This is a genomic window from Nostoc sp., from assembly GCF_036917555.1.
Taxonomy (GTDB): domain Bacteria; phylum Cyanobacteriota; class Cyanobacteriia; order Cyanobacteriales; family Nostocaceae; genus Nostoc.
Window position 1 is genome coordinate 79077 of the sequence record NZ_JBALDD010000047.1, and the last position, 25452, is coordinate 104528.

Annotated in this window: 23 protein-coding genes and 2 pseudogenes; 13 read left to right on the plus strand and 12 right to left on the minus strand. The window is 40.6% G+C overall.

Going from position 1 to position 25452, the window contains the following annotated elements:
* Positions 1 to 16: 16 nt before the first annotated feature.
* The 7 genes and pseudogenes from V7K60_RS18485 to V7K60_RS18515 all read left to right on the plus strand — a co-directional run bounded on the left by V7K60_RS18485 (position 17) and on the right by V7K60_RS18515 (position 7905).
* Entirely contained in the window at positions 17 to 2284 is a 2268-nt protein-coding gene (locus V7K60_RS18485) for a TolC family protein (RefSeq protein ID WP_334927278.1), read from the plus strand.
* Between the two features lie 524 nt (positions 2285 to 2808).
* Positions 2809 to 3015, plus strand: coding sequence for a DNA-binding domain-containing protein (locus V7K60_RS18490; protein WP_334927279.1), 207 nt, complete (start codon positions 2809 to 2811; stop codon positions 3013 to 3015).
* 26 nt (positions 3016 to 3041) lie between these two features.
* Entirely contained in the window at positions 3042 to 3431 is a 390-nt protein-coding gene (locus V7K60_RS18495; protein ID WP_334927280.1) for a Pepco domain-containing protein, read from the plus strand.
* Positions 3432 to 3444: 13 nt separating this feature from the next.
* Positions 3445 to 4080: pseudogene (locus tag V7K60_RS18500) on the plus strand (caspase family protein); the annotation flags it as partial.
* 552 nt (positions 4081 to 4632) lie between these two features.
* Positions 4633 to 6460: pseudogene (locus tag V7K60_RS18505) on the plus strand (transglycosylase domain-containing protein); the annotation flags it as partial.
* Positions 6461 to 6725: 265 nt separating this feature from the next.
* Positions 6726 to 7103, plus strand: coding sequence for a hypothetical protein (locus V7K60_RS18510; RefSeq protein WP_099099288.1), 378 nt, complete (start codon positions 6726 to 6728; stop codon positions 7101 to 7103).
* A gap of 292 nt (positions 7104 to 7395) precedes the next feature.
* Positions 7396 to 7905, plus strand: a complete 510-nt coding sequence (locus tag V7K60_RS18515; RefSeq protein WP_322663882.1) for a hypothetical protein — start codon at positions 7396 to 7398, stop codon at positions 7903 to 7905.
* A 54-nt stretch (positions 7906 to 7959) separates the two neighbouring features.
* Here the strand turns inward: V7K60_RS18515 and V7K60_RS18520 are convergent, their stop codons facing one another.
* Both V7K60_RS18520 and V7K60_RS18525 read right to left on the minus strand, forming a co-directional pair.
* The gene (locus tag V7K60_RS18520) at positions 7960 to 8232 is read right to left on the minus strand and encodes a hypothetical protein (protein WP_334927281.1); all 273 of its coding nucleotides are present in this window, start codon (positions 8230 to 8232) and stop codon (positions 7960 to 7962) included.
* Between the two features lie 110 nt (positions 8233 to 8342).
* Positions 8343 to 8837, minus strand: a complete 495-nt coding sequence (locus V7K60_RS18525) for a hypothetical protein (RefSeq protein ID WP_334927282.1) — start codon at positions 8835 to 8837, stop codon at positions 8343 to 8345.
* 156 nt (positions 8838 to 8993) lie between these two features.
* Here V7K60_RS18525 and V7K60_RS18530 point away from each other — a divergent pair, with 156 nt between their 5' ends.
* The gene (locus V7K60_RS18530; protein WP_334927283.1) at positions 8994 to 9773 is read left to right on the plus strand and encodes a photosystem II S4 domain protein; all 780 of its coding nucleotides are present in this window, start codon (positions 8994 to 8996) and stop codon (positions 9771 to 9773) included.
* Positions 9774 to 9880: 107 nt separating this feature from the next.
* On the opposite strand, the gene V7K60_RS18535 is transcribed toward V7K60_RS18530, so the two are convergent.
* From V7K60_RS18535 to V7K60_RS18550, 4 genes are all read right to left on the minus strand, one after another.
* Positions 9881 to 10657, minus strand: coding sequence for an SDR family NAD(P)-dependent oxidoreductase (locus V7K60_RS18535; RefSeq protein WP_334927284.1), 777 nt, complete (start codon positions 10655 to 10657; stop codon positions 9881 to 9883).
* 205 nt (positions 10658 to 10862) lie between these two features.
* On the minus strand, positions 10863 to 11420 hold the full coding sequence (locus V7K60_RS18540) for a hypothetical protein (RefSeq protein WP_334927285.1): 558 nt from the start codon (positions 11418 to 11420) through the stop codon (positions 10863 to 10865).
* Positions 11421 to 12056: 636 nt separating this feature from the next.
* The gene (locus tag V7K60_RS18545; protein ID WP_334927286.1) at positions 12057 to 12662 is read right to left on the minus strand and encodes an exopolysaccharide biosynthesis protein; all 606 of its coding nucleotides are present in this window, start codon (positions 12660 to 12662) and stop codon (positions 12057 to 12059) included.
* Positions 12663 to 12779: 117 nt separating this feature from the next.
* Positions 12780 to 13664, minus strand: coding sequence for a lipid kinase (locus V7K60_RS18550; RefSeq protein WP_334927287.1), 885 nt, complete (start codon positions 13662 to 13664; stop codon positions 12780 to 12782).
* A 636-nt stretch (positions 13665 to 14300) separates the two neighbouring features.
* On the opposite strand from V7K60_RS18550, the gene V7K60_RS18555 reads away from it, so the two are divergent.
* Positions 14301 to 14426, plus strand: coding sequence for a hypothetical protein (locus V7K60_RS18555; RefSeq protein ID WP_334927288.1), 126 nt, complete (start codon positions 14301 to 14303; stop codon positions 14424 to 14426).
* Positions 14427 to 14609: 183 nt separating this feature from the next.
* Here V7K60_RS18555 and arfB read toward each other — a convergent pair whose 3' ends face one another.
* The 3 genes from arfB to V7K60_RS18570 all read right to left on the minus strand — a co-directional run bounded on the left by arfB (position 14610) and on the right by V7K60_RS18570 (position 15630).
* Positions 14610 to 15026 carry an alternative ribosome rescue aminoacyl-tRNA hydrolase ArfB gene (gene arfB, locus V7K60_RS18560; protein ID WP_334927289.1) on the minus strand — a complete coding sequence of 139 codons (417 nt, stop codon included), beginning with the start codon at positions 15024 to 15026 and terminating at the stop codon, positions 14610 to 14612.
* 47 nt (positions 15027 to 15073) lie between these two features.
* On the minus strand, positions 15074 to 15328 hold the full coding sequence (locus V7K60_RS18565) for an RNA-binding S4 domain-containing protein (RefSeq protein WP_322638696.1): 255 nt from the start codon (positions 15326 to 15328) through the stop codon (positions 15074 to 15076).
* 62 nt (positions 15329 to 15390) lie between these two features.
* On the minus strand, positions 15391 to 15630 hold the full coding sequence (locus V7K60_RS18570; protein WP_334927290.1) for a hypothetical protein: 240 nt from the start codon (positions 15628 to 15630) through the stop codon (positions 15391 to 15393).
* A gap of 355 nt (positions 15631 to 15985) precedes the next feature.
* Here V7K60_RS18570 and dpdE point away from each other — a divergent pair, with 355 nt between their 5' ends.
* Together dpdE and V7K60_RS18580 are read left to right on the plus strand one after the other, a co-directional pair.
* Positions 15986 to 19294: a protein DpdE gene (gene dpdE / locus V7K60_RS18575; protein ID WP_334927291.1), complete on the plus strand. Its 3309-nt coding sequence runs from the start codon at positions 15986 to 15988 to the stop codon at positions 19292 to 19294.
* Positions 19295 to 19581: 287 nt separating this feature from the next.
* Complete coding sequence (locus tag V7K60_RS18580; protein WP_334927292.1) at positions 19582 to 20385, plus strand: oxidoreductase; 804 nt, start codon at positions 19582 to 19584, stop codon at positions 20383 to 20385.
* Positions 20386 to 20448: 63 nt separating this feature from the next.
* Here V7K60_RS18580 and V7K60_RS18585 read toward each other — a convergent pair whose 3' ends face one another.
* Positions 20449 to 21468 (minus strand): tRNA-dihydrouridine synthase family protein, encoded by a 1020-nt coding sequence (locus V7K60_RS18585; protein WP_334927293.1) that lies wholly within the window; start codon positions 21466 to 21468, stop codon positions 20449 to 20451.
* Between the two features lie 289 nt (positions 21469 to 21757).
* Here V7K60_RS18585 and V7K60_RS18590 point away from each other — a divergent pair, with 289 nt between their 5' ends.
* Entirely contained in the window at positions 21758 to 22255 is a 498-nt protein-coding gene (locus tag V7K60_RS18590) for a GNAT family N-acetyltransferase (protein WP_334927294.1), read from the plus strand.
* Between the two features lie 206 nt (positions 22256 to 22461).
* Positions 22462 to 23202, plus strand: coding sequence for a chromophore lyase CpcT/CpeT (locus V7K60_RS18595; protein WP_334927295.1), 741 nt, complete (start codon positions 22462 to 22464; stop codon positions 23200 to 23202).
* 50 nt (positions 23203 to 23252) lie between these two features.
* On the opposite strand, the gene V7K60_RS18600 is transcribed toward V7K60_RS18595, so the two are convergent.
* Together V7K60_RS18600 and V7K60_RS18605 are read right to left on the minus strand one after the other, a co-directional pair.
* The gene (locus V7K60_RS18600; protein ID WP_334927296.1) at positions 23253 to 23813 is read right to left on the minus strand and encodes a hypothetical protein; all 561 of its coding nucleotides are present in this window, start codon (positions 23811 to 23813) and stop codon (positions 23253 to 23255) included.
* A 244-nt stretch (positions 23814 to 24057) separates the two neighbouring features.
* Complete coding sequence (locus V7K60_RS18605; protein WP_334927297.1) at positions 24058 to 25407, minus strand: cytochrome P450; 1350 nt, start codon at positions 25405 to 25407, stop codon at positions 24058 to 24060.
* Between the last annotated feature and the right edge of the window lie 45 nt (positions 25408 to 25452).

Consider the following 25452-nt stretch of genomic DNA (forward strand, 5'->3'; position numbering starts at 1 on the left):
TCGTGTGAGGGATGCGGTGAAAGGACAGCAATTATTTTATAGCTTCTTACCTGGTGTAACGGCAGCGGTTTTAACAACTCAGCCTGCTTGGGCTGGTACTGCGAAACTAACTGGGGTACAACTGGCGTCTTCTCCTAGTGTTTTGACTTCTACTTATGGTCAAGGCTTGGTTGTGGACACCATAAATACGCAATTGCCTAATAGTGCAAATGTTAGTGTTCCAACCCTAGTACCTGCTTTGGGTTTTACTAAACTTAGTGTGAAACCTTTAAATGATAACAGTATTCCAGTATTTACGGCTGAAAATACTGTTGTGCCAATAAAACAACTACTTAAGAAAGATAAAGGTAGATTTTTCAGTTTGACACCTACCTCTAATCCTTCCCAAGCTCAAAAGAACCAAAAACAGAGTAATTCAAGCGCTTATGGGCAGAAATTAAAGAAGATAGTAGTTCCCAATTACACTTCAAAACCCCCTTCTGGCCAAAAAGAAATTTTGTCCCTGTCTTCTGCACAGCAGCCAGTGGTTCAAAAGATAAATACTGTTACTCAGTTGCAAACATTTTTACAAACTTCAGCCACAGGTGCAGGAGCAGCAAAACTGTTGTCAGCGCAGAGGTGTCCACAGGAGTTGAGCAAAAGCAAAACTGACTCCTTGGCTAATTTGCTATTAACCTCAAGCACTTGCTTACAACAAAATGCTATTGGTCGCTTGGCTCAGACTAATACCACGATTCCGACAGATTCGACGCCAATCACTGCGCCAACAACCGTAACTCCTGCACCAGGGGGTTCGGTGCAACCTGCTAATGTACCAGGAACCGTAACTCCTGTGCCAGGGAATTCGACGCCAACTCTAACTGCGCCAACAACCGTAACTCCTGCACCAGGGGGTTCGGTGCAACCTGTTAATGTACCAGGAACCGTAACTCCAGTGCCGTCAGGGTCGGTGCAAATTCCAGAGAACCTGATTCCTAACTCAAATCCTCTGCAATTTCCCACCAAACCGGAGGAAGTGCAATTTCAGGGAAATCAGCCGATTACTTTGGCACAGGCTCTAGAGCTCGCACAGCGTAACAATCACGATCTACAGGTGTCCTTATTGGAGCTAGAACGCAATAAAGCAAGTCTACGCGAGGCGCAAGCTGCTTTATTGCCCACTCTGGGAATTAGCACCGATATTACTCGTAGTCAGTCTGCTGATGGTCAGCTTCGGGACGAAATAAACGCGCAAAATCCGTTCGCCGCTAAGGTAGATCAACCCGGTACATCTTTCAATGGTTCAGCACAACTTTCATATAACCTTTATACTTCTGGGAGAGTGCAAGCTAGCATCAGAGCGGCTGAAGAACAGGTACGTTTCTATGAGTTGGCTGTAGAAACTCAGTTTGAGACAATCCGTCTGAATGTTGCCACTGACTACTACAATCTGCAACAAGCGGATGAACAGGTACGGATTGCCCGATCGGCTGTGCAGAACTCTGAAGCTAGTTTGCGTGATGCAGAAGCTTTAGAGCGAGCTGGGGTTGGTACGCGATTCGATGTGTTGCGATCGCAGGTGAATTTAGCAAATGCACAACAAAATTTGACTAATGCTAGATCCCAGCAGTCAATTTCTCGTCGTCAATTAGCAACTCGGATAAGTTTGCCGCAAGCAATAAATATCAGTGCCGCTGACCCTGTACAATTAGCTGGTCTTTGGAACCCAACCCTAGAACAAAGTATTGTATTAGCTTATCAAAATCGTCCAGAACTGCAACAGCAGTTGGCACAACGTAATACTAATGAGCAACAGCGTAGACAAGCTCTTGCAGAACTGGGCCCTCAAGTTAGTTTGGTTGCTAGCTACAACCTGCTAGATCAGTTCGATGATCATGTCAGCGTTACTGATGGTTATTCATTCGGAGTTAGGGCAACCTTAAATTTGTTTGATGGAGGAGCAGCAAGAGCAAGAGCATCTCAGCAGGAAGCTAATATTGCGATCGCAGAAACTCAATTTGCGGAACAGCGCAACCAAATTCGCTTTCAGGTAGAACAAGCCTATTCTACCCAGCAATCTAGTTTGGAGAATGTTCAAACCGCTAATACCGCTTTAGAACAAGCTAGGGAAGCTCTACGTTTAGCACGTTTGCGATTCCAAGCTGGTGTAGGTACTCAAACTGATGTGATTAACTCTGAAAATGACCTCACACAAGCTGAAGGTAATCGAGTTACAGCAATTTTGGATTACAACCGCGCTTTAGCTCAGTTACAACGGTCTGTTACCCTCAGAGCATTCCGCTAATTAGCTGAAACTCAACTGAATCAGTACTTTTGACTGCTGCTGTGTTGATCAGGGCATTACACAGTCCAGTAGCGTTTCTGATAAAAGCTAGCTAAAAGCCTCATTTATTCAGTGTATTTACTGGAAAAATGAGGCTTTTTAGTCCAAAAGGCAGTATTGTAAATTGTGATTTTTTAGAAATTCTTTAGCGATCGCTAAAGGATAAGAGTCTATAGAACCCATTTGATATCTTTTTTCTAGTTAGCAGCTAGTCTTCTGGCTCGATGATTTCCCACTCTTTGTCAGTCATATCGCTTGAATAACCCATTTTCAGCCCTTACCTGTTTGAATTCACCTTTTCGTGTCGATTCTACTTGTTCGCCTAAAAGATATCAAATGGGTTCTATAGGCATAAAGCTTTGACTATTGCCATCTGTAAACTTACTTCTTTTTGCTTTACTTTATTAAATTTAGGTGTTACTACTGAATAGTAGTAATGCTATGTCATGCAATTTATTCTCTAGAAATAAAATTAGTTGCCCATTATGGTCAAACCTCAAATAGTTGTCAGGCTACCTTTGCATCTATTAGAAAAGCTTAACAACTATGCTCAAAAAACAGGCACATCAAAGACTGACGTGGTGGTTGGCGCTTTAGCACAGTATTTAGGGTGCGCTGAGACTGTACCACTAAATCAAAGGTTAGCAGAGCTTGAATTTAAAGTTGCGGCAATAGAAGAAAAAGTCAATTAAATCTGAGGAGTAAATTAACAAATATTATGACAGCAGAAATATCAACTCCTGAAAAAATTTGGATTATTACCGAAGAAGCTGAAGCTACAGCTACTCATGAAACTACAATTACCAGAGGCGCTAGAGGGAGTAGTGACATAGGAGGACGGCTCGGTGCAGAAATAACAGAAACAACTGAAGTTAGTATCACTCGACGAAAAGCAATTGAAGTAAGCAAACTCAAGCAGGAAATGAAAGGGTTTCTGCAAGCAATGAAAGAAACGCTTGACGAAGCAGACCAGCCGGATTCTAAAATGCAGCTTGACGAAGTAGAGCTATCAGTAGAAATTAATGGAGAAGGGCAAATTAGCCTGTTTGGAATTGGTGGCAAAGCAGGGGGGAAAGGTGCAATGACCTTCAAGTTCAAGCGTAAATAACAAGCATTTTAAAATGGGTAAAAACTGGGCGATTGTAGTTGGAATAAATAATTACGATAACCTTCAGCCGTTGAAGTATGCCAAACGCGATGCTGAAGCGATGATGGCTTGGTTTGGAAATGAAGCCAACTTTGACCAAGTTTTTCTATTTACTGAAGATTCGCCTGCCATAAAAACCAATCCTCCAATACCAACTCAACCGACTCAAGGTCGTTTTAAGCGATTTTTGAATGCACAGTTTGAAAATCCGCTGCTCAAACCAGAAGATAATTTGTGGTTCTTCTTCGCTGGTCATGGTAAACGTTATATAGACCAAGATTATCTGATGTTTTTGGATAGTGACCCAACAGATTATACAACAGCAATTTCTGTAGAGTTTATAACACAAAGGTTACGGCGCTGTGGAGCAGATAATGTAGTTTTGTTGATAGATGCTTGCCGTGATCAAGGCGATCGCTCTGGATTAGGCGTAGGTATACAGGAACATAAAGGAGTTATTACCTTTTATTCCTGCACTGCCAACCAAAAGTCTTGGGAGATAGATGAATTACAACATGGATCGTTTACCTACAGTCTGTTAGAAGGATTGCGAATTCAGGGAGAGGCAAATTGTGCGACAGTGGAGCGTTTAGATCAACATCTGCGTTACAGAGTTCCCCAAACAAATGTTGATTATAAAAAGCCCATACAAAATCCGGCTTTCAAGGCAGAGCCACCGTACAAGATGTATTACATTTTGCTAGAACAATATGCCAGAATCAGAGATGTAGAACCATTAAAGTATCAAGCGTCTTTAGCTGAAAATGAGGGAGATTTAAATTTAGCAGAGCAATTATGGATCAGAGTTTTAGCAGTATCTCGTGTTGATAGAGATGCAATTAGGGCTATTGGAAGGATTGTTTTACGTCAACGAGGAGTCCTAGAATTTACTTCCTCAATTTCTGAGCCTGTTACTTTATTAATAGGGGATAGAGCAGTTATTTCTGAATCAGAAGCTGCTACATCTATACCGATTGAGACAACCCAACAATTACAATTGACTAGAACAAAAAAGGAAAATAAATATAAATTAGCTAATTTTCAGCAAGCTTTTCAGAGATTTTCTAACAAATTACTTAATAACATTGTTAGAGTCCCAGAACTCTGGATACTAATATTTTCTGCAAGAGCTGATAGGACGGAGGTGTTGCGTGCTATCTTGCCTGCATGGTATCCAAAAGCTTTAACTTGGTTTGTTTATAGTATTAGTGGTGTAACTGTACTGTCAACGCTAATGATTGGCATTGAATGGCTGAAATTTTCGGTGAAACCTTTACCTATATTAGGTTCATCAGTGATTATTTACGCCCGTGATGGAAGTATACCGCTACGAGCTTCTCAAATTCACGTTAATATGAAGCGTTTAGAAGATTTTAGTCCTTATCTGCCATCTGCAATCATTAGCTCAGAGGATAACGGTTATTACTGGCACTTTGGTGTTGATATATTGAGATTTTTACAAGGTTTATTAGTGAATAATAGTGAGAATGCTCAATCAAGTTATCAAACACTAACTCAACAAGTTGCTCGCAATTTATTCAGTGATTATATTGGCAAACAAAATTCTTTTGGGAGCAAACTGCGAGAAGCAATAGTTGCCTTGAAGTTAGAAACTTTTTATAGCAAGGATGAAATATTACTGGTCTATTTAAATCAAGTAAAATTGGGTAAAGATACCTACGGTTTTGAGGATGCAGCGCGGTATTACTTTGAGAAGTCGGCTAAAGACTTAACGCTCTCCGAAGCAACAACCTTGATAGGAATTTTACCTGCTCCCAACGCTTTCAATTTTTGCGGAGATGGCTCTAATAAGTTAGAACTAGGTGAATACCGCAATCGCGTAATTAAGCGGATGATGGAGATGGGCAAAATCAAACCAGAGGAAGCGAACCAAGCCAGGCGCTCAACCATAAAAATCAGTCCCCAGGTCTGCGAACAGCAAGCCAAGACGATCGCTCCTTATTTTTATAATTACGTCTTCCAAGAACTCCAATCAATCTTAGGGCAAGAAGCTGCGAAGGAAGGCAACTATATCATACAGAATCATACAGACGCAACTCGATCCAGCCATACAGAGCCAAGCGGAAGCAGCCTTGCGTAATTCGGTGAACAACGCTGGCTCAACTTTTGGTTTTTCTCAAGGAGCAGTGATCACCCTTGATTCTACTACTGGTAGCATCCTGGCGATGGTAGGCGGAACTGATTATAAAAAAAGTAAGTTAAATCGTGCTGTCCAAGCTAAAAGACAACCAGGTACAACCTTCAAAATCTTTACCTATACCGCCGCTATCCAGCAGGGGATTCCAGCATCAAAAACTTATTCTTGCGCTCCCTTAACTTGGCAAGGTTTTACTTATAAACCTTGTCGTGCTGGTGCTGACGCTAGTTTCGATATTGCCACCGGACTTGCTCTTTCAGAAAATCCGATCGCTTTGCGTGTTGCTAGAGAAATCGGGTTGGATAAAGTAGTATCGATGGCCCAGCGTTTGGGAATAACATCATCACTCGATCCAGTTCCTAGCTTAGTACTTGGTCAAAGTGTAGTAAATGTTTTAGAGATGACTGGTGCTTTCGGCGCTATTGGCAATCGCGGTGTATGGAATCCACCTCATGCAATTAGCCGGGTACTAGATAGTAGTGATTGTAAGGATCGCAACGATATCAACACCTGCCGTGTCATCTATTCGTTTGACCAAGACCCAGACGCTAACAAACGAGTTTTATCAAATGAAGTAGCCGATGAAATGACCTCTTTAATGCGCGGAGTCATAACAAGGGGTACTGGTCGCACGGCTGCCATTGGACTAGGCGAGGCTGGCAAAACCGGTGCAACTAATAATAACGTTGACTTATGGTTTATTGGCTTTATCCCCAGTCGGCGGCTTGTGACTGGTGTTTGGTTAGGAAACGATAATAATTCTCCCACCTCTGGTAGTAGCGCTCAAGCAGCTCAACTATGGGGAAATTACATGAGGAAAATTACAAGGTGATTCAAAAATACGTACGGCATCTAAAACTTTTTAAATAGAGTCTATATCAACTGCTACATGTCTTTTGTACTATTCTAGTCCGATAATTTTACTCCCCTTCTTCCAGTAACAAAAATTTTTCCGCTTCTCTGAAAAGAGGGTTAGGGAAAGGTAGTAGGGAAGGAGTTATTTTTGTGAGGTCTGTATTGGACTTAACAGAGAAGCGCTATAGTCAAATTTGGACTAACATAACTGAGTGTTCGATCGCTTGCCTTGTCAAAGACTCATGACTAAAGTAACATCTCAAGAAATTGCACAGTTTCGCTCTCAATTGGCAGACGATCCTAGCGATATGGAAGCGCTGGATTTGATTGAAGACTGTGATGGAGATTTAGAAGATGCGGCGATGACGCTAGCTATCCGGGCAGGACAACAACCAGAAAGAGCAAATTCTGAGTGGTTAGATGCCTTGGCTAGAAAATGGCGTGTGGTCATTTGCGAACAAGAATATCGAGAAGATTTGCTTAATACTTCTCTTCAAAAGATGATGGAACATTTAAAAACAACGCCGACATTTCCTAAGATTTTGGCAACGCCAGTTTTGCTATATGTCCTCAAGCAAGGCGTAAACAATTTTTGTGAGCCACTAGATTTGCTAAAATGATCGGCCCGCATTTTAATCGTGAGATTCAAATCGTGGCTACCGGAACATAGACGCAAAGCGGCTTCAAAACCCTTAATTTGACCTTAGTCCGCGCAGACGTACCCTATGGGAAGACTTTCACTGCGCTTGTGTAGTCCTTCCAGTGCTTTGGTGCAAGATATGAGCCTCCTAACTCCGATGTAAGTCTTAGAGTAATTCAGGTATGTGACTTCTAGTCATGCGAGGTTCAATCGACCAGGACTGATACGCTGTTAATTAAGGCAAAACTTCTATTAGACAAATTGTAAAATCAATGAATTACCTTGTTGCCGTATTACCAGACCGCATTCAAGCCGAAGCTGCTTACTTAGCTTTAGAAAAAGAAGGCATTAACAGCACTATTTTGGGGAGGGGGTATAAAACGGCTGACGAGTTTGGCTTAATTGACCCCAAAGAGCAGGCTAAAAAGCAAGCAAAACAGATGGCTACCTGGCTGATACCATTTGGCTTTTTTGCAGGTTTTACATTCAGCCTCATTACTGGTTTAGATACTTTTGCCTGGGCGGGTGAAGTTGGGAATCACATTGTTGGCGGACTGTTGGGTGCTGCTAGTGGTGCGATGGGTGGTGTGTTTGTCGGTGGCGGAGTCGGTTTACTTGTAGGTGGTGGTGATGCGTTACCTTATCGCAACCGCTTAGATGCAGGTAAATATTTAGTCGCCGTTCAAGGTTCTGAAACTCTTACTCGCCAAGCAACCAAAATATTACGTCAGTTTGATCCAGAAAATATCCAAGGTTATGCTGACACAAATACTGTGTATTGAATAAATCATAGTTTACAGATTTATTTATAGCCCACTCCTCCTTATTGGCACGAATTACGGTGTAGGTGAAGGATTTGGATGTTTTCCTGCGTAGTAGACAACGACTTTCAATTGTTCTTTATCAGGAACGTAAAACACTCTGTCCCCTTTTGTTACCTCATATTCCCATGCCCCCTTGTAGGGTTTGCCCTTTAAAGGAAAAACACGCCCAGACTGTCTGGTGGTTGGTGCATTACATGAATCCTCGTAACAACGACGTGTGTTTTCTGGATGGCGCTGCATTAAAGCTTCCCAGCCCCGATTCACCTGACGATTTTTAGCTACCACCAACTAAGTGCTTTCTATCTCAGATAATGCTGGAGTCGTCAGTTTAACGAATGGCGGCTCTACGTTTTCCACTATTGGATTTTCTTCTTCGTTGTCTGACATACTCTCATTCACACAGGACTCTGAGTAGATGGCGACTTTAATGGTACTTCATCAGTCTCGGCACTAAAAGCATCTGTCAGTTCAGGACTAGCGATCGCTACGGCGCTTTCATGCCATTCATGGATGATCGCGTCAATTATCTCCCATGCTGTAGTTGAGGAATCTATCAACCGAAAACCCTCACTCAACTCCTTGATAAAGTCTTGCAGATCATCTTTTTCAAACACACTCAGCCATCCATAAGGATGTTCAAAACCGATTTCCTTTCCCAGTAACAAAGAGAAGGCGACAGTTAATGCCTCAAAAACAGCTTTACTCTGTGTTGCTGCCTTCACAAGAAAAGTTACTTCCTCCCGGCGCAACAAGGCAAAAGACTGATCGTTGCGAGTAATTGTCACTGGACGTTCTAAAGCTTTGTCCAGAACTCGCCCAGGCTGACGATTCAACTCAGTGGCTGTAATTAACTCATCTGAGTAGATATTGCCGAAAGTCCCAATAGACATAGGTTATGCCTTTTTAGTCAACGCCGATTTCAGAAAATTATTAGTCCCTACGTATAATTGTACGTACTATTCATCAGGGGTCAATAGGGATTAAAAGCTAGAATCAAGATAGTTTTAGCAGATTAATTCTCAATTCATAACTCATAATTTTTCAGAATGTTGCCACGAGAAGAACTTTTAAAAGGTGTTGAAAATCGAGATAGTGTAGCTCGTGCAATCGACCAAGCAGAGCAAGCGATCAAAACTTGGGAAGTGGTTTTGACAGATTTTCTATCTCCCCCAGAATTGATAGAAATTCAACGGGTGTTTAACCGATTAACAGAAGTGCAATTGGTGGCATGGGGTGGATATCCGCAAGCTGAACGCCAAAGAATAGCGATCGCTCGTTCAGAACTTCCGTTAGATCAATCTCAAGTCAGCCTTGTAGCTGTGGAAATTGCTGGTAATTTCCTATTTGATACCGCCTCTCACCGCGACTTTTTAGGCGCAATGTTGGGGACGGGAATTGTTCGTGAAAAGACGGGAGATGTAATTGTCTTAGGAGAACGAGGGGCGCAGGCGATTGTTGCACCAGAGTTGGTGGAATTTTTGTCAATGAGTCTGAAACAGGTGCGATCGGTTCCTGTGAAAACTCAGCAGATTGAGCTAACTGAATTAAAGGTTCGGGAACCCAAGAAAAAAGAATTAACTACTGTGGAGGCTTCTTTAAGATTAGATGCGATCGCATCTGCTGGTTTTGGTATGTCCCGCAGCAAAATGGTTGATTTCATCGATGCTGGTGATGTCCGCGTTAATTGGAAGGAAGTTACCCAAGCTAGTTCTCAACTAAAATCAGGCGACTTAATCGCTATTCGCTCTAAAGGGCGTTTAGAAGTTGGAGAAATAGCCGTTACAAAAAAAGAGCGTTACCGAGTTCAATTAACAAGGTATATGTAATAAGTTAGGAGTTAAGAGTGAAAAGTTAAGAGTTTTCAATTCATCATTTTCTTTAACTTCAAACTCCAAACCCCTAAACTCCTAACTCCTAAATAGATACTTAATACTTAGGCTTTAAAGCGTTTTGCTAACATATTCAGTAGAAGTTTGCGCGGTACAAGCCGAGATAATTTGCTTCTAATTTGAGTGGTACTATCAGAGCTAATAACAGTTGGATAGCCTTTTTCTAAAGCCTCTAAAGATTCCCAAACTACTTTTTCGGAAGAATAGACTTTATCTCCACTGCCTGCCAACGCTGGAGGAAAATTAGCTTCTGCAAAAAAGTTTGTTTCTATTGGCCCTGGACAAGTAACTAAAATACGCACACCATACTGATAATTTTCTGCCCATAACGCTTCACTAAAGCTGAGAATAAAAGCTTTACTAGCAGCATAAACAGAAAGGTATGGTATTGGTTGAAATGCGGTAATAGAGGATACGTTAATAATACTTCCAGAACGACGTTGCCGCATCAATGGTAAAAATTTGTGGGTTAAATCTACCAATGCCAAAATGTTTAATTGTACGATTTTAACTTGTTTTTCTCCATCCCCTTCAGCAAAGTCGCCATAAGAACCAAAACCAGCATTGTTGATTAATAAGTCAATAGTTAATCCCTTTGCTTTTGTAGTCTCAAATACACTAGTAGCTGCATTAGTTTGTGTGAGGTCTTTTACTATAACGTCTACTTGAATGTTATGTTGTTCTTGTAGTTGTTTAGCTAATTGGCTTAGTTTCTCTTCAGAACGAGCAACGAGTACAAGATTTGTCTTACGTGCAGCTAGTTCTTGAGCAAAGGCTTTACCAATACCACTAGAAGCACCAGTAATTAAAGCAGTTGGCATTCTACATATTTAGATAGTTTTTAAGCACTTATAAATCTTAGCTATGCTGACTATAAGTTTTAACTACCCAAAGTGATATATCCAAAAGGATAAAAGCAATACTTAGTACTATCAGGACTTTTAATTTATGTAAGAAGTTTATTAAGTTCGATATCACAAATAATGATTTTTACTATGGCGATTAAAAATGAATTTGAATTGCTAATTACCATTTTTCCGACCAATAGATAATTTCTGAGGTGGAACTATTAATAGCAACACCGTAGCTATCTCCATGATTCCACTTAAAGCCAGGTCTACCTTTGTCATCTGTATTTAATACCAATATTTCATAAGTAGCTGGAAAAGATTCTGTAGGAGAGTCACTAGTGTAGAAGAAAGTTGTCGGCACACCATTTGGTTGATTTATGTGGTCGTTTGTGTTACCACCTCTATATTTGTGCTTGGCACTATTTCTATATTGTGAAAGTAATTTTTCTATCTTCTTTGGTGGCTCTTTTAACCTAATTTGAAAAAAACTACTTCCTTGCAAAACTTTGGGAGAGTAAGCAATACGAACGTCTTTAGCATCAGGGGGAATCTCATTAGGAAAATGTTTTATTTGGTCATTATCAGACCATAGTTGATTACGAATTTCTTTATAGCGTGATGTATCAGTTATAATTTTAGGCTCACTAGTACTGCTAAAAGTTGTTCTCAGAAAAAAGCTTCCCCCGACAATACTAAGACTAGCAAGGGCTAATAAAAATTGCGATCGCTTCATCAAGTTGGGTGTGTCTAACTTTCATAGTCATATACCCAACTAATAAACTAAATTCGTACTATTACGGATATCAGATCAGAAATATTAACAGAAACTTTGTATATTTAGAGGAAAATTAGGATAAGTGTAAAATTACTGTGAAGTTAGTCAATGATTACCTAGTCAAATACCGCAAGCGATCCTTATTGAGGCTAGTACTACCGTTGTAGCTAACAAAATCAATTCCACAGCTATCCATTTTTTTTCAATTCTTCCTGATCAGCAATAATTAAAGCGGATATATAAATAGTAGATGCACCTTAATTAAATCACAGCCTTCAGCTTTTAGTTGAGGGCTTTTTTTTATTGCTGATAATTTTTTATTCAGGAAACAAATAAATTTGCTTAAAAGTATAATTTTCCCGGATATAGCAATAAATAAAGCGAATTAATAAATGGTAGATGCACCTTAATTAAATCATAGCCCTCAGCTTTTAGTTGAAGGCTTTTTTATTGATAATACTTTTTTATTCAAGAACAAAATAAATTTGTTCAAAAGTATAATTTTCCCGGATATGGCAATAAATAAAGCGGATTAATAAATGGTAGATGCACCCTAAAAAATTACAGCCTTCAGCTTTTGGCTGAGGGCTTTTATTATTTAAATATCGATGGCAGCAAACTGGGAGCTAACCACACTGCATAACCAATAAATCCAAACAGCAAGGTAATTAGGGCTGTAATACCGTAGCTGATGCAAATTAATAAACCGTCAGATTCGATAGTGGCAACAGTCAAAAGTAAAATACCGATAGTCGGGATAGGATTTGTAAACGGGATTGGTAATATTAGTAATACTGTTAATAAAGAGATACAAAACCCATTAATTCGCCAAACTAAAGGATTATGAGCTATTTTTGCTAATCGGGGACGGGCGATTTTCTGGAAAACTTTGGTAAGCCGTCCCAAATTTTGCAAAAGTAACTGGGCGAAGGAACGAGGAAATTTGTAGTTAGCGATTCTTTTCGGTAGCCAAGGCGATCGCCTTCCTAAAAGCATTTGCACTGACAACAGTAAACAAGCACCACCAAAAGGGCCAGTTAATCCCGGTGGCATAGGAAGTAAAAAAGGCAAAACTAATAATGTAATTACCAGGCTAAAGCCCCGTTCTGAGGTTTCTGTCAGAATATCACCTAGAGTCAGAGGGTGTTCAGCTAGGCGTTGCAACAGGGACTTTATATCTTGAGAAAATCTCAGATGCATTTGGCGTGAATTGATGCGAGTTCCCACTTTGTAGTAAAGGAAGATGAGGAAGAATAACTTCTAAACTCTGCCAATTTTAGATTTTGGATTGAAGGAAAATCTAAAATTGAATAACTCCTAACTCCTGCTTTCCAGGGGTACTAAAACAGCTATAGCTTTAGGTATAACCCGAAAATGAGCAGGTGTGTAGGTAGTGATTTCACCATCTGTATTGATAGGGCGAGGTTTGCGAGTATGTACCTGTATTTCTTGACCTTGATGGGAGCGTACACTCTGCCAATGTATATGTCGCCCTTGTCGCATTGCGGGTAGTAGTAATATAGCCTGCCACCAGTGTTCAATCTCCAAGCTATAAAGGTCTAGCCTTTGATCGTCTATTGTGGCATCGTCAGCTACCGCCATACCACCACCGTAATAGCGGCCGTTACCAACAGCAATTTGCACTGTTTTGACGCGAATTAATTCACCGTTGATCGCAATCTCTGCTGTAAAAGGTCTGGCTTCCAAAATCACTTGCAATGCAGTGGCAGCATAAGCAAATACTCCCCAACGGCGCTTGACTTCTTTGGTAAGTCGTTCGGTAATTTTTACACTCAATCCCATACTTGCAACGTTAAAAAAGTGCTTATCATTCACACAACCCAAGTCGATGCGGTGTAAATGTCCATCTGCAATAATTTTGCAAGCTTCGTTGAGGGAATTTGGGATTCCCAAAGTTCTCGCTAGATCGTTGGCAGTTCCTAGAGGTAAGATTCCCAAAGGTAACTGAGTCTCAATTAAAGCATCTACTGCGGCATTTAAAGTACCATCTCCTCCGCCAATAATTACCAAGTCAACTTGATGCTTATAGCGAAGTATGACTTCAGCAAGATGTTGGGGATCTTCTGTAGACTCTTCAATTAAATCAAAGCCAAGTGTTTTCAGATATTGAATCGCTTGCGACAGACCCTTTTGCCCTTGGCGAGCATGACGATTTACTAACAGCAGTGCGCGGGAACTCATGGGTGGTACCTTTTGTTGTTGATATGTCCAATTATCCGCATCTATGTATTCTGCTTGATGTTGACTATAAAAAAGTGTTTAAGCTGTTATCAAAGTTATCAACAATTCATTTTCCTAACATTTATTATATTGTGATTACTAATTTTTCATTTTTCTTTTTCTTTAGTTGATCTCTACTAGCCCTCAGTGTGTTGAGATTCAGCAAATATAATTATTACTCTCCAGATTAATGAACTTTAGGTATTTTTGTTTATAAAATAGGGAATTGTTCAAATATTATTATGCCAAACACAAGGGATATTTTTCATTAAAATAGATACATATACAGCAAATTGCAACTTCTCTACGAGAGGCTACGCCAAGGTGAGGTACAGATTATTGTAAGGGCACAACATTGTTGTGCCCCTACCTGTGTAAGTCATTTACTTGAAAAACGCTATATATAGCGCTTCTGTGTTGAATCCAATACAGCGCTAGTTCGTTGCTTAACGGGGGGAACTTCTGCAACGGATTGGCTCCTCTACTAGCGTTGAGGAGTAAGATTTAAAGTCTCTTTCCTTTTAGGAAATCGTTATTACAATTGTTTATTTTTTGGTCGAAAAAGTAATTATATCTGTCAACTCCTGGTGTGACAGATTGAAAATTGTCTTTGCTAAAGCGATCGCACCTTGGATGCGGTTTTTTCGGGTAAATCCCTATCTGCATTTGGAATTGTGCTTTTATGACTTTTTCGGGTCAGTGTCGCCACTAATAATTGCTTGAAACACGTCACCTAGTAAAAAGAAAAATGCCGAAACTAATACTACAAGCATTAAACTTGCAAGGGCCGCAAAGGGAGAGATGATAAACAAGATTAAAAGCGCAAACATCAAAATCTTTAGTAATGTCTTATTCATCTTTTTTCACATTTAATAATACGTGTGTTTTCTACACATAACAGATGAATCAAGAATCTGTCACCTGCCCTCTGTTAGATTTAACCTGTCCGCGCTTACTTTTGTGGTCAAGGCGCTTTCTTTGAGAACTGCGAGTTGGTTTAGTGGGTTTGCGTTTTATTGTCACGACAACTGCGCTTTGAATGAGTTCTTGAAGTCGTTTCAATGCTGACTCGCGATTGTTCTCTTGGCTTCGGTGTTCCTGAGCTTTAATTACAACTACTCCTTCTTGGTTAATGCGTCGATCGTTGAGCTTTAAAAGCTGTTGTTTATAATAATCAGGTAATGATGAAGCTGCAATATCGAAGCGCAAGTGGATCGCGGTAGAAACCTTATTCACATTTTGACCTCCCGCTCCTTGGGAGCGAATCGCAGTAATTTCAATCTCAGTCTGTGGGATAATAACTTTGTTGGAAATTTGCAGCATTACTCACAAGGCAAAAGAGAAACTTGTAAATTTAGGATAAACTTTCCTTACTCGGTTTGTTCGGTTAAATCTATCATTACATCTGGGTCTTCATTGTTGTTCAAATTCACTTCTAAAGTCTGTCCTTGGATTGTCACTTTATCGCCTGGTACTAGTCGCCGTCCTCGTCGAGTTTCCAGCATGCCGTTTACTTGGACATCGCCACCTTGAATCATCAGCTTGGCTTGACCTCCAGTTGGCACTATACCCATCAACTTTAAAAATTGATTTAACTTAATTGTGTTGTCTCTAATTTTCTTCATAGTAAATAAATGTATACAATCTTAATTGTATCGTGGCCTTCTCAAGCCAAAGCGTAAATCTGTTACACCACATAATCAGCTAAGTACAGCATTTCATTAATTCGTAGCAAATTTAATTTGGCAATACCCTGCAATGGCATTGTGTCGGCAAACAATGCCAATGCGTTGGCAAACAATGCCATTGTGTCGGCAAACAATGCCAATGCGTCGGCAAACAATGCCAATGCGTCGGCAAACAATGCCATTGTGTCGGCGAACAATGCTATTGTGTTGGCTGACAATGCCAATGCGCCGTTCTGCATTTAACAACGTTACGCTTTACGCAAAACTTTACTGAGAAATGTGAATTTACAGCAGTTTTCATTTAATTGAACCGTATATGTTATGTAAGCACAGCAATGCTGTACCTCTACTGTGTAGTGTATTTACCTGAAAATTGCTAATTTTATTAATTGGCTGTGGTGGAGCGACGCCCAATAGCCCGCACTTCTCTACGAGACGCTGCGCGAACGACAAGCTCAGTGACCGTCGTAGATATCGCTCTCACAAAAACTGTAATACCAGTTTATTATCTATAATGTTGATCGATAAAACTGCCAGATATAGGCTAAAAACTAGTCTGGAAGGTTCTTTTAGTGTGTTCAGGGGACTGGATCTATGATTAAGCTTGGTTTATTGGTACAGTCCCAGAATAACTCTTTGGGTATCGGAAAAGTTACGGAAATATCTGATACCAATGCAAACGTTGAGTATTTCTGCTCTATAGGCCAACGTCTCCAAAAAACTTTACCTTTAAGTTCGCTCTCTCAAATCAAGCTGGAACCCCAGGCTCGATGCTATATTAAGTCCCAAACTCAAGATAAATGGATAGTTGGCAGAGTTTTTATTTGGGATGATGATACAGAAATGTATCAAATTGATTTACCAGATAAGAAAACTGCGATCGCTTCTGTTGAAGACATTTACGTTCGTTGTAATTTACCCAACACAAATCCTATCGAAACTCTGGCGATGAAGGGTCACGAAACGCCTTACTTCCATGACAAAAGATTGGCTTTCGTGAAATCCTTGACTCAGCAACGTGCTGTGAGTCGCGGGATGACGGGACTGATTTCAGCAAATATTAATCTTTATCCTCATCAAGTTGAAGTAGTCAGGCGGGTACTGGAAGACCCAATTCAACGCTACTTGTTAGCAGACGAGGTGGGACTCGGAAAAACCATCGAAGCGGGTGCGATTCTGCGTCAATTCCTCCTCGATGAACCGAAAAAAGGTGCGGTGGTGATAGTTCCACAATATTTGCTCAAACAATGGCGGACTGAGTTAGAAAACAAGTTTTACATCTCCCATTTTGGCAAACGGGTAGTGGTGCTGGCGGTTGAAGATATCCATAAAATCAACCTGAAAGCAAAGATAGGTTGCTTAATTTTAGATGAAGCCCATCACATCGCAGCAATGGCGACCTCTAAGGATGCAACTGTGCTACAGCGTTTTCAGACTTGCAAAGAATTGGCTCATAAAAGCGATCGCTTACTTTTATTATCTGCCACTCCTGTTCTCAATCACGAGCAGGATTTTCTGGCCATGTTGCACTTGCTCGACCCAACAACCTATAAGCTTGATGATTTAGCAGGTTTTCGCGCCAAAGTTGAAAGCCGTCAGCAAATTGGTAAACTTCTGCTTTCTTTTAAAGAAGGTGCAGAATCAGAGGTTCTCAAAAGCAACTTGCAGCAATTGCGAAACCTGTTTGCGGAGGATGAGTATTTACTGAAGCTGGCGGATGATTTAGAAAATTTACAAGCAAATTCTACCGAGCAAGAGCAAATCGTCCAAGCGATTCGCGTCCATGTCAGCGATATCTATCGACTACATCGGCGAATGCTTCGCAACCGTCGCGCTGCGGTAGAAGACGTGATATTTGACCGCAACTTTACGCCAAAAGAAGAGTATGATTTAGACGAGCGATCGCTTGATATCCACGAACTCCTCAATCAATGGCAAAGTGTTGCTCCTGGTGACAAGCAATATCAACGAGTTTTTCTGCTGTTATTTCTCGCTGCTGGTACTTGGTTAGGGATTTTAGAGCAGGTAATTACGGCGCGTTTAACAGCGAAACCTCATGCTAAACTCATCCACGAGTTTAAAGAAGATGATGTTCGCCTATTAACTACAACCCCCAAATTTTCAGGGGAAGAAGAGATTCTCCAATCCTTACTAAAAATTGTTCGTCAACCTCAAGAGGACGGACAACGGACGGAAAATTTGAAAACAGTGTTGCTGAATCAGCTAGGTACATACTTCAAAATTCCCGCAAACGTTCGGAAGAATCAAAAGGAATTCATCACGAGAATACAGCAGAGAATCAAGAGACCAATTACTGGCGACATTCTGCCCAAATTTATTGTATTTACCAGTTTTGTGCAAACTTGTGGCGAAATTGTCCGATATTTATCTGATACCTTTGGTGCAGAGACAATAGCCAGCCATCAATTTGGAGAATCACCAGATAAAGTTGAGGAAGGCTTAAATAGGTTCAAGAATAACCCAAACTGCTTTATTTTAGTATGCGATCGCTCTGGAGAAGAAGGACGGAACCTCCAGTTTGCCGATTGGTTAATTCATTTTGACCTTCCTTGGTCGCCTAATCAATTAGAGCAGAGAATTGGTAGACTTGACCGCATTGGCAGCAAAATTGGCATCCAATCTAGTGCCTTGATTGGCCCCTACTTGGAAGATAGCCCTCACAATGCTTGGTATAAAGTATTAAAAGATGGGTTTGGTATTTTCCAACAATCAATTGCCAGTCTACAGTTTTATGTCGATGAAAAACTTGCAGAATTAGAAACAGTTTTGTTTAAATCAGGTGCGGCTGGATTGTTAGAGATGGTTTCACCAATTCAAGAGCAAATTGAAGCGGAAATAGCCAAAATTAGCGAACAAAATGCTCTAGATGAAATTGATGCAAACGATGAAATTGCTACCGAGTATTTTCAAGACCTAGATAATTACGATGCTCGTCATCTAGAAATTAGGCGAGCAATTGAAGGCTGGATTTGTGACGCACTGGGATTCAGAGGACTGAATAATCCCGATTCATCAGAGATGCGACGTTATCAACCGACAACGCGGACATTGGTTCCGATAAATGAGTTACAAAACCGTTTTGCTGAGAGTTCTCTAGACCAATTTGGTACTTATAATCGCAGGGTGGCAAACCAGAATACTGGTGTTAAACTCTTTCGAGTTGGCGAAGGATTTGTCGAAGCACTCTTGAACTATATCAACTGGGATGATCGAGGTGAAGCCTTTGCTCTATGGCGTACTGATGCATCTTGGGACGCGAAAGAAGGGAAAGAGTGGTTCGGTTTTCAATGCAATTATGTAGTCGAGGCAAATTTAAGAACTGCCAAACAAGTTTTACTAGATAACAAACTAGATAATTCTCAATTCAAAAACTTGCAGCGACGTGTTGACGCTCTATTTCCACCAATTATAGAAACTATCTATGTTGATGGTCACAAGGAGCGAATCCGGGCTGTTGAGGATAAAGCTCTTTTAAGTATTTTGCAACGTCCATATAAAGATAAAAACAATAATCAAGGACGAGATTACAATCTAGCAAAAGAGCGCTTAGGAATTATTGACGATTTTGTTGATCCTAGTAAATGGCAAAATTTTTGCTATGAAATGCGTAACGCTTCTTCAGAATTACTTTCCAATCGTCCCGATTTTATTGATTTATGTCAAAGTTGTGCTAAAATCGCCGAAAAGAAATTAGCCAATAGAGTAGAACAATTAGGTCTACGTTTAAATCAGCAAAGTTGGGATAATGCATTAGCTGAAGAATTGAAGATAGAAACTGCTTTAAATGCAGCCATTCTAGAGGGAATTCGCCAGCCGCTTCTGAGGCTTGATTCTGTGGGTTTTATTGTTGTATCAGGGCGATCGCTTGTGCAATTTGAGTGATATTGTGTGCGATTAAATAGCTTTGGTAATCCTATTTGACAGCTTGAGATCCCCGACTTTTTAAACAAGTCGGGGATATTTTTGTTCTGGTGTTACTGATGAAATTGCTATAAAAACATATACAGCAGTTCTCAAGTAGATGAGGTACAAAGTGCAGGACTGCTAAAATTATGTTTTTATTGAGAATAAATAATGAACGAATAAGGTTTAGAAAAAACGCGATCGCTTTATTAGGCAGGGTGTAGTCCATCGCAGTACCAAAGAATTCACAAACAAAAGGAGAACCAATGACTAATAAAAAGGTCGTGCTAGTAACTGGAGCATCATCTGGATTTGGGCAGCTAACTGCTCAAAAGCTTGCTCAAGAAGGTTACTGGGTCTTCGGTACTAGTCGCAAGGAACATCCAACTTTACAAGATGTGGAAATGTTGACACTCGATGTTACTTCTGAATCTTCAGTACAATCTTGTATCAAACAGTTGCTCATGCGGACTAATCACATTGATTTATTGATTAACAATGCTGGACAAATTCATGCCAGCATGATTGAGGAAACTTCTTTAGAACAAGCCAAGGAGGTTTTTGAAACCAACTTTTGGGGTGTTGTCCGGGTTAGCAATGCTGTTTTGCCAGTTATGAGACAGCAGCGTAGTGGGCATATTATTAATATCAGTTCAGTGGCGGGATTGATTGGCGCACCAGGTCAAGGTTTTTATAGCGCAAGTAAGTTTGCCCTCGAAGGTTATAGCGAAGCATTGAGCGTGGAACTAGACCCCTTCAATATTAAAGTATCTTTAATTGAGCCTGGTTACTTTAAGACCAACTTCAACCAGGCTATGTTGTCACCCACATTGAATTACGCTGATTACGACAATGTACGCGATGTGATTCGCTCAACTGTTAGTCAAGCAATTGCACAAGGCGATGATCCTAAAAAAGTTGCACAGACGATTCTATTTGCTGCTCGTAGTCGGTTGCCACGATTACGCTATCGTGTTGGCAATGAGGCACAATGGTTGCCTCGCTTAAAAGCAATATTGCCAGATAACTTATTTCGATTTGGTGCGCGCAAGCGGTTGAATTTACCATAAATCACAGCCAAATCTACAACGCCGCAATGTTCTGTTAAGGCAAGTTTTTAGCCGGACACGATATTACACGCTCAAGGAAGGTGCTAGGGCTAAAGTTTTTGTCAAATCAGTAAGGAGAACGCGATCGCAAAGGTTAAATAGTTCTGCCTCAGTAGAAGTCTGTCGCATCAGCCGCAAAAAATTACCTTCAGTGTCAACACTCAAGGCAATGTAGTTGAGGAACATTTTCATGTAGCCGACGCGCGATCGCTCTGGCATAGTTGCTGCTGTGGGGGTTTGCCATAAACGATCAATATAGTTGCGTACCTCCGCTAAAGGAACGGGTGCGATCGGCTCGAAACGCAAAGCTTGCCGAATTTGATTAAAAAGCCAAGGATTCCCGATCGCCCAGCGTCCCACCATCACACCCGCTGCACCCGTTTGAGAAAGCACTTCAACAGCAGTTGTCGCCGAGTTGATATTGCCATTAGCAAGCACTGGACAATCAACTCGCCTGACTGCTTCAGCGATCAAATCATATTTCACTGCCCCGTGGTACATATCTTTTACCGTGCGACCATGTAAACTCAGCAAATCAATGCTGTGGCGATTGATTATATCTAGAATTTTGTAAAAATTATCTGTATTTTCAAAGCCTACACGCATCTTGACGGTCAAAGGTCGATCGTTGACTGCTTGCCGCAGTTCTGCCAAAATCCGATCCACTTTTTCCGGCAAGAGCAGCAATCCACCTCCAACATTTTTGCGATAGATTCTAGGTGCTGGACAGCCCATATTCAAGTCAACTCCAGCGATATTATAGTTGCAGAGTTCCTTTGCTGTTCTTACTAAGTCTGGAATGCTTTCGCCAATCATTTGAGCAAAAACGGGGCGACCTGTGTCGTTTTCGGTGATTGCTGCCAGAATGCTACGATTGAGCCGTGAGGTATCATTGACGCGGAAATATTCGGTGAAGAAGTAGTCAGGGCTACCGTAGTGGGCAATGACCTTCATAAACCAGAGGTTTGTCACATCCTGCATGGGCGCAAGAGCAGTCAGGGGTAGGTGTGGATAGAACGATTGGGGGAGCGATACCTGGGGCATAAAGATGAAGACAGCGATGCCTACGGCGGGCTACGCCTACGCACTCTGGAAGTTTTGGCATAGTAGCAGTGTACTACCTGTTCCAAGCGATCGCTGCTTTGGTGCAACTTTGACTCTTTGAATTTTTTGTCAGATACAAGGCTGCTATAACCGAATACAAGTGTCAAAAGCTACTTAACCCAATGTTTAGTTGTCTCTGCAATGCGTTCCCCAAAGCGTTCTTCTCTGTTATTCTTCTAAAAGAAAATTCTTTTGCTCCAAGTCTTTCTCCTATTTATATCAACCAGGTATGTGTCTCAATAATGTAGTGATTGACCGTGCCAGTCTCAATGATGTTACTGAAATCGTCAAGTTGGCCCAAGCCAATGACGCAGAACATGGTGGTATGTTGTTAGGTCATCTTGAGCCAGAGGCTGTAATGATGACTATCTCTCAAATGCCGAGCGTTGTAGCCCGTAAAGATGGTCAAGTTGTAGGATTCTTACTCAGTTGGTCAAAGACAACTGCTAATTTACCAATTATAACGGTGATGTTACAAGCCTATCCTGGTACAAAAGATGCTTACTTGTATGGCCCCATTTGTGTTGATGAAACTATGCGTGGGCAAGGTATTGCTGCGGTAATGTTTGCTAAGTTGAAAGATTTTCTACCAGACCGGGAAGGAATACTGTTGATAAAGGCAAACAACAAAGCATCACTTCAGGCACATCAAAAGATGGGTATGTGCAAGATGGCTGAGTTTATCTATGAAGGCAGTGAATTTTTGGTATTCGCGTATAATAGCTAACTACTTGATAGATTATCTTTAAAATTAAACTGAGCGGCTAATCTGGATAATTTAAGTTATTTACTACTTGCTTAATCTGGAAAGTGACACAAGAGGGTTATTAGCCAACAGCCAAGAAATTTATTTCATGATAGAAGATAGGGCTTGATGGTGTAAATTATTTATCCAGAACTCTGTAATCTGCTCTTGTTGGAGTCCAAACCTCTATGCATTTACTAAAAGTATCAATTTTGACATTCTTAGTCACAACATTTTCATTTCTTCAACAAAGCCGTGCTGATACCAGTGCGCCACCAATTAAGACACAGGTTCAGGAAGTAGCACAGTGGTTCACTGGTTTTTTTGATAATGCCCAACAGATTGCTAATAGCCCCTCTGTGCCATTAATTACTATGTCAAATTGTAGTGTGCAACTGGATGATACTAATCCTCTGGCTGACATACAGAACGTTTATCTAGAGCAAGAAAGCCCAGGTTTTGAGCGGCTACGCCTTTATTCTTTTAATGAAGTAAATTCAGCTGTGAATCTAAGTATTAGCAGCTTTGTAAATGAAAATACTGTACGCGGGTTGTGCAATCATTCTCAGTCTCGGCGACAGCTTAGTATTAACAATGTTGAGAAGAACACCTGTAATCTGCAATTATTTTGGAAGCCGAACAGCTACATTGGGAATAACGCTCCCAATGGCTGTATAACAAGTAATGGCTTCAAAGTGGTTTCCGATGTAACTATTGAGCAGAGTAGCATCGACTCCTTAGACAAAATTTTTGACAAAAAAGGTAATTTACTTGTGGCCACACCCATCGAATTCCGTCGAGTTAATTCTGTTCCAGAACCCTCTGTCACATTCGGGTTGCTGGCTTTGGGTATTTGGAGTACAAAAAATGCAATTTCAGATCGGCGAAAACAGAAATCAAAAAAGAATAAAACCTCTGTTTCAAGTTAGCGATGGGGGGCGACAAGGCTCTAAGCTTTAGCTGACTAACCTGATCTGGATCAATTTGAGTGGTGTCCAATCACTAAACATTCATTTTGGACTCTGGTAAGCATATCGTTAAAAGCAGGAGTATAACAACCATCTTTATCAACAACCCTACGGAGAGTATACTCACCAGCCCGAGAAAGTCCGCCGAACCAAACGTTCTTTCTGTGCCAAATATCTCCATTGAGAGAATTTTTGTCTTGGGACATTGTGAGACTGACAATCGATTTTGAAACTGGTATTCCTAGAAAAACAGGTATGACTTGAGCTTGTTGCAAAGTTTCATCTTCAAACTGAATTTTGTAACTTATTTTAAACCATTGAATTAAACGTAGTAATATCCAGCCAGCAATCGAGTCATGAAAAGTCCACTGTAATGGGGCAAAAATCGGTAAAAGCAAAGTTATATTCTGTATATCCCATTCTAAATTGTACATAGTAATGCAAGTATCTGGCAGTGGATTACCATCCATAAAAAACACACCTTTAAGAACAGATGGTAAGTTTGTTTCTTTGACTGGAATCATCCAGGTAGCAATATTATTAAGTTGCTTTTTCTCAATTAATTCAGCCATATAATTTGTAATTACTTCCTTTCAGCTAAATGAATACCTAAATTGTTAAATAACTAAGTCAGAGAAAAGATAAGTAATCTTGCACTAGAAAAGGAGTAAAATCAACTCAAAAAACCAGAACAATTACCAAATTATAATTGAGGAATGCCACTTGCTTTAAGCTTCCTTAATCGAGCACGAGAGTTAGGGACGCACAGCTGTGCGCCCCTACGATGAGATGTTTTTTTAATTGGAAGTCCCTTACTCACAGTTTTTGAGTAAAACCTTGTAGGACTAAATTATTAGGAGTAACGGCAGTCACTTTTTTAAAATCCCACTTGACTTCTGTAATTGAGTCCCATTGATAGTTGTGGAACAGATGTAAACAGAAAATTTTGATAAAGCCAATTGATAAGGATTTACCAGGACAGGCTCGTTCATGCTCTTCGCCATTCCAAGATAATATATCTGAAAAATTCCGTGTTAGGTCAAAATCGTTTGGATTTTGGTATCTATTGGCATCCCGATTAGCTGTAAGAATAGAGCCAAGCAAGCGAGTACCTTTTTGGAATGGGCATTTTTGTTTTCCAATCTCAACTTCACCCGCTTCAGTGGTGAGTTGGCTAACAAATCGCACAGGTGGATAGAGACGAGCCGTTTCCAAAATCACTTTATTGAGAAGTGTTAACTTTTCTAGAGCGTCTGAGTCTAAAGTTTTCTTGCCATTCCAGACTGCATTCACTTCTGACACTACATCATTTCTGAGAGTATTATCTAAGCAGAGAACACCAATAACTGATCCTAAAAGCGCACTCGTGCCGGCAGTACCAGCGATATGAATCATATCGAAAAGGGTATTAGCGATTTGGTGTTCGTTCAACTGATATTGAGCGCCTGTTTCAAAGTAAGATGCCCATTTTGCAGATTGTTTATATCGCTTAGTTAAATATTGACGATGCCGAATTTTTGGCGCTGTTAATATTGCCAGCAGATACTTGCTTATAAAATTAGGCAAGGATGCGAGAGCCAAACCTTTAATGTAACTACTTGATGCTGTGATTTCTTCCTCAGATAAAGATATCTGAAAAACCAGTTGGTGCAAAATCGACAGCATGATCTTTGGCAAATCGTTGCCGATGTGTAATTTGCCTTGTTTAGCAGCTTCTAACAAGCTTTGCTCAACTAGATTCCCTAAAAAGTCTATTTTTTGAGACGGTTCTGGTAAGGCTTGTAAGATTACAGTACGTAGTCCTGTGTGTTCGTTACCGTTTGTTCCCAAGCTCAGAGGATTATCTAGCAAGTAGCTAGGAGCTAATATTCTGATGATGCCTAAATCATTTCCTCGCAGTTGTGGTTCGGTTTGCATTAGTTCTCTCACCTGGGAGTGAGAGGAATGCATAATTGCTTGGTCTACTGCAAAATACTTGTCTCCAATATTGTCCTTACGGATGTAGAGAAAGTCTCGCCATGCGTTGAGCATGATTGACGCATCCATGTAATAAAAAATCAAGCGTAGAAACTTGCCGATCGCAGTGTCATAACCTACTTTAGCTAGTATAAGTGCAAGCCAAAGCTGGCGATCGTGACCTTTGAGGACTTTATCTTTAAGTGTCATGGTATTTATTTTGAGTCATTTGTCATTGGTCATTTGTCATTGGGC

Coding starts and splice junctions, on each gene's coding strand:
- V7K60_RS18490 (WP_334927279.1), top strand. CDS start 2,809: ATGGTCAAACCTCAAATAGTTGTCAGGCTACCTTTGCATCTATTAGAA.
- V7K60_RS18495 (WP_334927280.1), top strand. CDS start 3,042: ATGACAGCAGAAATATCAACTCCTGAAAAAATTTGGATTATTACCGAA.
- V7K60_RS18510 (WP_099099288.1), top strand. CDS start 6,726: ATGACTAAAGTAACATCTCAAGAAATTGCACAGTTTCGCTCTCAATTG.
- V7K60_RS18515 (WP_322663882.1), top strand. CDS start 7,396: ATGAATTACCTTGTTGCCGTATTACCAGACCGCATTCAAGCCGAAGCT.
- V7K60_RS18525 (WP_334927282.1), bottom strand. CDS start 8,837: ATGTCTATTGGGACTTTCGGCAATATCTACTCAGATGAGTTAATTACA.
- V7K60_RS18530 (WP_334927283.1), top strand. CDS start 8,994: ATGTTGCCACGAGAAGAACTTTTAAAAGGTGTTGAAAATCGAGATAGT.
- V7K60_RS18535 (WP_334927284.1), bottom strand. CDS start 10,657: ATGCCAACTGCTTTAATTACTGGTGCTTCTAGTGGTATTGGTAAAGCC.
- V7K60_RS18540 (WP_334927285.1), bottom strand. CDS start 11,420: ATGAAGCGATCGCAATTTTTATTAGCCCTTGCTAGTCTTAGTATTGTC.
- V7K60_RS18545 (WP_334927286.1), bottom strand. CDS start 12,662: ATGCATCTGAGATTTTCTCAAGATATAAAGTCCCTGTTGCAACGCCTA.
- V7K60_RS18550 (WP_334927287.1), bottom strand. CDS start 13,664: ATGAGTTCCCGCGCACTGCTGTTAGTAAATCGTCATGCTCGCCAAGGG.
- arfB (WP_334927289.1), bottom strand. CDS start 15,026: ATGCTGCAAATTTCCAACAAAGTTATTATCCCACAGACTGAGATTGAA.
- V7K60_RS18565 (WP_322638696.1), bottom strand. CDS start 15,328: ATGAAGAAAATTAGAGACAACACAATTAAGTTAAATCAATTTTTAAAG.
- V7K60_RS18570 (WP_334927290.1), bottom strand. CDS start 15,630: ATGCAGAACGGCGCATTGGCATTGTCAGCCAACACAATAGCATTGTTC.
- dpdE (WP_334927291.1), top strand. CDS start 15,986: ATGATTAAGCTTGGTTTATTGGTACAGTCCCAGAATAACTCTTTGGGT.
- V7K60_RS18580 (WP_334927292.1), top strand. CDS start 19,582: ATGACTAATAAAAAGGTCGTGCTAGTAACTGGAGCATCATCTGGATTT.
- V7K60_RS18585 (WP_334927293.1), bottom strand. CDS start 21,468: ATGCCCCAGGTATCGCTCCCCCAATCGTTCTATCCACACCTACCCCTG.
- V7K60_RS18590 (WP_334927294.1), top strand. CDS start 21,758: ATGTGTCTCAATAATGTAGTGATTGACCGTGCCAGTCTCAATGATGTT.
- V7K60_RS18595 (WP_334927295.1), top strand. CDS start 22,462: ATGCATTTACTAAAAGTATCAATTTTGACATTCTTAGTCACAACATTT.
- V7K60_RS18600 (WP_334927296.1), bottom strand. CDS start 23,813: ATGGCTGAATTAATTGAGAAAAAGCAACTTAATAATATTGCTACCTGG.
- V7K60_RS18605 (WP_334927297.1), bottom strand. CDS start 25,407: ATGACACTTAAAGATAAAGTCCTCAAAGGTCACGATCGCCAGCTTTGG.